We start from the raw sequence: 1,452 nt of genomic DNA, 5'->3' as shown, positions 1-1,452 counted from the left end.
CCCGTAGTAGTGATGATAGTCTTGGAAACTTGACTGGAGCGAAGGAGTGGCATTATCAGGCGCTGTACATTGATAGAAACTGTTCAAGGTTAATACTACAGGAGGTATAGAAGATGTACAGGCCAAAACCATATTGTATTTCAAGAAAGTCGGTTCATGAAGCCTACTTGAAGATCAAAGCCAACAAAGGCGCAGCGGGTGTAGACAAGATGAGTATGGAAGCATTTGACATGCAATCCCAGAAATACCTTTATAAGCTATGGAACCAGATGAGTTCTGGTAGCTACATGCCACCTGCCATTAAGTTGGTAGAGATCCCCAAGAAAGATGGCGGTAAAAGGCCATTGGGCATTCCCACGATAACCGACCGGATTGGACAGGCTGTGGTAGCGGCAAGACTGGGAGAAGTGGTSGACAACTTATTCCATGAAGACTCTTACGGCTACCGCCCAAAGAAATCAGCGTTACAGGCAGTTGCCAAAGCACGTGAAAGGTGCTGGGCATACAACTGGGTACTGGATGTTGATATTCGCGGGTTCTTCGACAATATTCCGCACGATTTGCTGATGTTGGCAGTTGAAAAGCATACAGAAGAGGATTGGATGGTACTATACATCAAAAGATGGTTGGTGGCATCCTTACAGCTGGAAGATGGGACAGTAGTTCCGAGGACTAAAGGAGTTCCGCAAGGTTCTGTCATTGGTCCGATTCTTTCAAATCTTTACTTGCATTATGCAATGGATATGTGGCTAAAAGCCAATTACCCTGAGCATGCTTTTGAACGTTATGCCGATGATGCAGTCATACATTGCAGAACAGAGGAACAGGCCATCCACTTGAAGGAAACATTAGGGCAACGGCTAAAGGAATGTGGTTTGGAGATGCATGAAGACAAGACCARAATTGTCTATTGCAAGGACAGTAACCGCAAGGGGGAAACGGATGAAGCCGTAACGTTTGACTTCCTTKGTTATACATTCAAGCCTAGACAGGCATTGAACACCAAGAGGAACGTCAGCTTTACGAACTTTCTTCCTGCAGTAAGTACAAAAGCAATGAAATCAATGAATGAAAAGTTGACTAATATGCCAATACTACGAATTGCAGGTATTGAGMTAGAAGCAGTTGCCAAAGAAATGAATCCGGTATTGCAGGGTTTGATCAACTATTACGGAAAATTCTATAGCACTAAGTTGAAAGACTTTTTGCGTAGGGTCAACTCAAAGCTGGCCAACTGGGCAATCAGGAAATACAAAGGGTTAAGGGTTAGTTTGACCAGTGCGATGAAATGGATAAGGCGTTTACATAAACGAAAGCCAAACTTATTTGCACATTGGACATTTGGCTCGAAACCTACTATGGAGTTACGATAATAAGAGCCGTATGATGGGAGACCATCACGTACGGTTCTGTGAGAATCTCAGGTTGAAACACCTGGGTTTACTTGATAAA

1 protein-coding gene is annotated in these 1,452 nt (G+C 43.7%); it reads left to right on the top strand.

Features of this window, described 5'->3' with window-relative positions:
• Nucleotides 1-113: 113 nt before the first annotated feature.
• Nucleotides 114-1,373, top strand: coding sequence for a group II intron reverse transcriptase/maturase (gene ltrA, locus EYS08_RS25565; protein ID WP_131032712.1), 1,260 nt, complete (start codon nucleotides 114-116; stop codon nucleotides 1,371-1,373).
• Nucleotides 1,374-1,452: the final 79 nt, after the last annotated feature.

The sequence above is a fragment of the Pedobacter kyonggii genome (assembly GCF_004310665.1).
Taxonomy (GTDB): Bacteria; Bacteroidota; Bacteroidia; order Sphingobacteriales; family Sphingobacteriaceae; genus Pedobacter; species Pedobacter kyonggii.
Note: the sequence above shows the minus strand (reverse complement) of the source record. Positions and strands in the feature narration are given on the sequence as shown.